Source organism: Mesorhizobium intechi, from assembly GCF_002879535.1.
GTDB classification, from domain to species: domain Bacteria; phylum Pseudomonadota; class Alphaproteobacteria; order Rhizobiales; family Rhizobiaceae; genus Mesorhizobium; species Mesorhizobium intechi.
Genome location: NZ_PNOT02000015.1, coordinates 1 through 5,195, shown reverse-complemented (window position 1 = coordinate 5,195; position 5,195 = coordinate 1). Strand labels below are relative to the sequence as shown.

Genomic DNA, 5,195 nt, shown 5'->3' with positions numbered 1-5,195 from the left:
GCCCTGATCGGCGAAATAATGCGTCACGCCGGCGGCGAGCCCGCCACCGCCGACGGGCAGCATGATGATGTCGGGCATGCGCGCATCCGGCATCTGGTCCGCGATCTCATTGGCAACCGTCGCCTGGCCCTCGATAATGTCCTTGTGGTCGAAGGGGGGCACCATGTGGGCGCCCGAGCTTTCCGTGAATTCGAAGGCGGCGCGATAGCAGTCGTCGAAAAAGTCGCCGACCAGCCTGATCTCGACGAAATCGCCGCCGAACAGCCTGGTCTTGTCGATTTTCTGCTGCGGCGTCGTCACCGGCATGAACACCACGCCCTTTTTGCCGAAATGGCGGCAGACGAAGGCAAAACCCTGGGCATGGTTGCCGGCCGACGCGCAGACGAACAGTTCGGCCTGGTTGCCCGCGGCAAGCGCCTTGCGGAAGAAGTTGAAGGCGCCACGGATCTTGTAGGAGCGCACCGGGCTCAGATCCTCGCGCTTCAGCAGTACCCGGGCGCCGGTCTTCTTCGACAGGTAGTCGTTTTCCTGTAGCGGCGTTTCCGGAAAGATCTGGCGGATCGCGGCGGCCGCTGTGGCGACGCGGGAGGAGAAACTGTTCATCGGAAAGCCACCTTGTGCCGCATGTCCGCGCGGACCCCTGTCATCAACCTGGCCGCACGGCGTCTGTTTATTGCGCGCTGATCTCTCACAGCCGATCCTGCCTATGGCATATCCGGCCCCGCAACGCCATTGTCGGGTCGCGTCCAGCTCTGTTCAGCCACAATTCGTCTAATAGCCGCAAGCGCTTGTACCCATTTGTTCATGCCGTGGTATCGACTGGTCACGAAATCGGAGCGACGCGTGTCTTCGAGGCCGATGTACCCGGCATCCGCCTCGAGCGGAGGATGTTTTCCCGGCTTTTGCTCGGCCACTTTGGCTTTCGCGCAACAGTATGCCGGCCTAAACCAGGCGCCGACCACATTTCGGCTGGACACGACTTAGTTCTGCCGCACTCTCCCTGTCCGGGAGGTGCAGCGGGGGTAGATGGGCCTTTTGGCCAGAGTGGAAATTTCAGACGTGCCTTTGAAGAAGATCGTTACTGTTTGTCTCGCCTTGCTCGTCGCCGGCTGCGCCGGCCCGCAAACACAGGAATTGCTAGGCAGCGCCATCGTCGCCGCGCCGGTGACGGAAATCGCCGGCAACCACTCGATCTTCATCGCCACGACACGCAAGAAATCCGACGACCCCAACAAGGTTTTCGACGGCGAGCGATCGGCGACGCTGAATTATGCCCGCGTCAACGTCACCGTTCCGGGGGTCCACACGACCGGTCAGATCGAACGGCGCTCCCGCGGCAAGTCGGATGACCCGGCCAAATATTTCATGGCCTCCGAGGTTGTCGGCTACGACACGCAACCGAAATTCTCCAGCGCGCTCAATGCCGATATCTCGGCGCGCGGCGGCCGCGTCATGGTCTTCGTGCACGGCTACAACACCGGTTTCGACGACGCGGTCTACCGTCTCACCCAGATCGTCCACGATTCGGGCTATCCAGGCACGCCGATGCTGTTTTCCTGGGCATCGGGCGCCAAGACGACCGACTATGTCTATGACAAGGAAAGCGCCAGCGCCGCACGCGACCAGCTCGAAGTGACATTGCGCATGCTGCAGCAGTCCGGTGCGCGTCGCATCGACATTGTCGCGCATTCGATGGGAACCTGGGTGACCATGGAAACCCTGCGCCAGATGGCCATCAGCGGCGACCGCGACCTCGGCGGCAAGCTCGGCGACGTGGTTCTGGCCTCGCCGGACATCGATGTCGACGTATTCAAGAGCCAGATGCGCCGCTATGGCAAGCCCGACAAGCCGTTCATCCTGCTGTTGTCCGACGACGACCGCGCGCTGAGGCTTTCCGGCCTGATCGCCGGTTCGCGGCCACGCGTCGGCGACTACAAGGACGCCGCCGATCTTGCCTCCTACGGCGTGACGGTGGTCGATCTCTCCAAGGTCAAGGGCAGCGACAGCTTCAACCATACGAAATTCGCGGACAATCCGGCCTTGGTGAAGATGATCGGCCAACGGCTGCGCGAGGATGACGGGTTTGCCAGTGATCGGGACGTGACCGACCGCATCAGCCTGCTCGCCCAGTAGATGCAGCGGCGCGAATTTGGCCGTGCCTGTTCACCATTCGCGAGGTATCGGCCCACTTTGAACTGGACCGGGCCGGTCTCTGGCTCTATCGCAATAGCGGTGACGTCATGCTCTTGACGTCCCCCTTTACGGGAGCCGGCGCTTGAGCTTGCGCTTGAACAGTTTCGTCGTGGCGTTGACGCTCGCCCTTGCCGGCTGTGCCGGTCAGAACACGCATGATCTGCTCAACAGGACGACGGTCTCGGCACCAGCCTCCGACATCGCGGCCTCGCACGAGATTTTCGTCGCCACCACCCGCCAGCAGGCGACCAAGGATCCACGGCAGGTGTTTGACGGCGATCGCTCGTTGACCACCAGCTACGCCCGTGTCGACGTCACCGTGCCGAAAGTCCATCAGGTCGGCGCCATCGAACGGGCCAAGGGTTCGGCGAACTCGAACCCGGCAAAACAATTCACCGCCACCAATGTCGTCCACTATGGGGATGCCTCGCAATTCGCCAAGGCGGTCGGCGCCGACATCGCCATGCGTGGCGATCGCGCACTGGTGTTCGTGCACGGCTTCAACAATGGCTTCGACGACGGCATCTACCGGCTGACGCAGATCGCCCACGACACGAAGTATCCCGGCACGCCGGTGCTCTTTTCATGGGCGTCGAGTGCCAAGACGACGGGCTATATCTACGACAAGGACAGCGCCAACGCCGCTCGCGACGATCTCGAAGCGACGCTCAGAATGCTCGCCAAGACACGGGTCAAGAGCATCGACATCATCGCCCACTCGATGGGAACCTGGCTGACCATGGAGGCGCTGCGCCAGCTCGCCATCACTGGCGACCGCGATCTCGGCGGCAAGCTCGGCTATGTCGTCCTGGCTTCGCCCGACATCGATGTCGACGTGTTCAAAAAGCAGATGATGCGTTACGGCAAGCCGGACAAGCCGTTTGCCGTGCTGCTGTCCGGCGATGACCGGGCACTCAAATTGTCTTCACTTATCTCCGGCGACAAGCCGCGTGTCGGCGACTATGGCAATGCGGCCGATCTCGCCAGCTACGGCGTGTCCGTGGTCGACCTGACCAAGATCAAGGGCGGCGACGGTGGCCTCAACCACGCCAAATTCGCCGACAATCCCATCCTGGTGCAACTGCTCGGCGATCGCCTGCGCACCCCTGCCGGCCTGGCCTCCGACGAACCCGATCCGGCGCAGCTCAACAATCTCGGCCAAGGCCTCGGCAAGGCCGTCGGTTCGGTCGCCGAGGTGGTCATTACCACGCCGTTCAAGGTGCTGACCATCGTCACCGGCGGGTGAGCCAGTCACCCGCGTCGGGGGTGGTCTAGACGAAGAGGTCGACCTTCTGGAACGTCGTCACGTCGATCAGGCCGACGTCGGAAATCCTCAGCTCCGGAATAACCACCAGCGCCAGCAGCGAGTGCTGCATGTAAGCATTGTTCAGGGAACAGCCCATCTTGCGCATCGCCTCGGTCAGTTTCTCGGCCTTGGCGGCGACGATCTCGGCGCGCTCGTCCGACATCAGGCCCGCGATCGGCATTTCGACCAGCGCCAGTTCCTTGCCCTTCGAGAAAAGCACGACGCCGCCGCCGACTTCGCCCAGCCGATTGACCGCCAGGGCCATGTCCTGCTTGTTGGTGCCGACGCAGATGATGTGGTGAGCGTCATGCGCCACGCTCGAGGCCATGGCGCAATCGCCCATATAGCCGAAGCCGGAAACGAAGGCGTTGGTGACGCCGCCCGTACCCCTGTGCCGCTCGACCAGCGCGATCTGGCAGACGTCGTTGCGGCGGTCCATGGCGACCAGCCCGTCCTCGACCGGCAGATCCGCCTCCAGCGCCCGTGTGGGCGCCTGGTTCTCGATGACGCCGATGACGCGCACTCGCACCTCGTTGGCGCCCTTGGGAGCCGTGATGTCGAAATCGCCGGCACTGAGCTTCTTGCCCAACTTGACGGTGTTCTTCGCCGTCTTCGGGTAGTCGTAGGCCGGAATGTCGATGTCGAGCCTGCCACTCTTGGCGAGCCTGACACCGCGCGCATAAACCTCATCGATGGTCATTGCGGCGAGGTCGGAGACAATCAGCAGGTCGGCCAACCGTCCCGGGGCGATCGAACCGATTTCGCGTTCCAGCCTGAAATGCTGGGCAGTGTTGATCGTCGCCATCTGGATCGCCGTCACCGGCTTCAGTCCCTGCTGGATGGCGTGGCGCACCACCCGGTCCATGTGGCCTTCATGCACCAGCGTGCCGGAATGGCTGTCGTCGGTGCACAGGATGAAGTTGCGCGGATCTATGCCGCCTTCGGTCACCGCCTTGATCTGCGAGGCGACATCGTACCAGGCCGAACCCAGCCGCAGCATCGCCTTCATACCCTGGCGGACACGGGCGATGGCATCTTCCGCGCGCGTACCTTCGTGGTCGTCCTCGGGGCCGCCGGCGACATAGCCATGGAACGGCAAGCCAAGGTCGCGCGAGGCATAGTGGCCACCCACCGTCTTGCCTGCACGAACCGTCGCGGCGATCTCGCCCGACATGACAGGATCATTGGCGGCGACGCCTGGAAAATTCATCACTTCGCCGAGCCCGATGATGTTTTCCCAGGTCATGGCCTCGGCAACATCGGCGACGGTAAGCTCGGCGCCGGCATGCTCCAGCCCCGGTGCCGACGGCACGCAGGACGGCATCTGCACATGCACGTTGATGGGCATCGCCACGGCCTCGTCATGCATCAGCCGCACGCCCGGCAAGCCCAGCACATTGGCGATCTCGTGCGGATCGATGAACATCGACGTGGTGCCGTGCGGGATGACGGCGCGGCAGAACTCGGTCACGGTCACCATGCCGCTTTCGACATGCATGTGCGCGTCGCAGAGGCCGGGCACCAGATAGCGCCCGCCGGCGTCGACCACCTTGGTGCTCTGGCCGATGGCGTGGCCGGCATTCGGTCCACAATAGGCGAAGCGGCCGCCGGCAATGGCGATGTCGGTGCCGGCGATGATCTCGCCGGAGTGAACGTTGACCCAGCGGCCATTGCGGATGACGAGATCGGCGGGCTT

General features: G+C 63.2%; 4 protein-coding genes. 2 read left to right on the top strand and 2 right to left on the bottom strand.

Going from position 1 to position 5,195, the window contains the following annotated elements; translation table 11 throughout:
• Positions 1–603: pyridoxal-phosphate dependent enzyme (locus C1D09_RS00905; RefSeq protein WP_143972558.1), on the bottom strand; the 603-nt coding region annotated here is incomplete at its 3' end.
• 423 nt (positions 604–1,026) lie between these two features.
• On the opposite strand from C1D09_RS00905, the gene C1D09_RS00900 reads away from it, so the two are divergent.
• Positions 1,027–2,133: an alpha/beta hydrolase gene (locus C1D09_RS00900; protein WP_167514440.1), complete on the top strand. Its 1,107-nt coding sequence runs from the start codon at positions 1,027–1,029 to the stop codon at positions 2,131–2,133.
• Between the two features lie 142 nt (positions 2,134–2,275).
• Positions 2,276–3,439 (top strand): alpha/beta hydrolase, encoded by a 1,164-nt coding sequence (locus C1D09_RS00895; protein WP_143972556.1) that lies wholly within the window; start codon positions 2,276–2,278, stop codon positions 3,437–3,439.
• Between the two features lie 25 nt (positions 3,440–3,464).
• Here the strand turns inward: C1D09_RS00895 and ade are convergent.
• On the bottom strand, positions 3,465–5,195 hold a 1,731-nt coding region (gene ade, locus C1D09_RS00890; RefSeq protein ID WP_143972555.1), incomplete at its 5' end, for an adenine deaminase.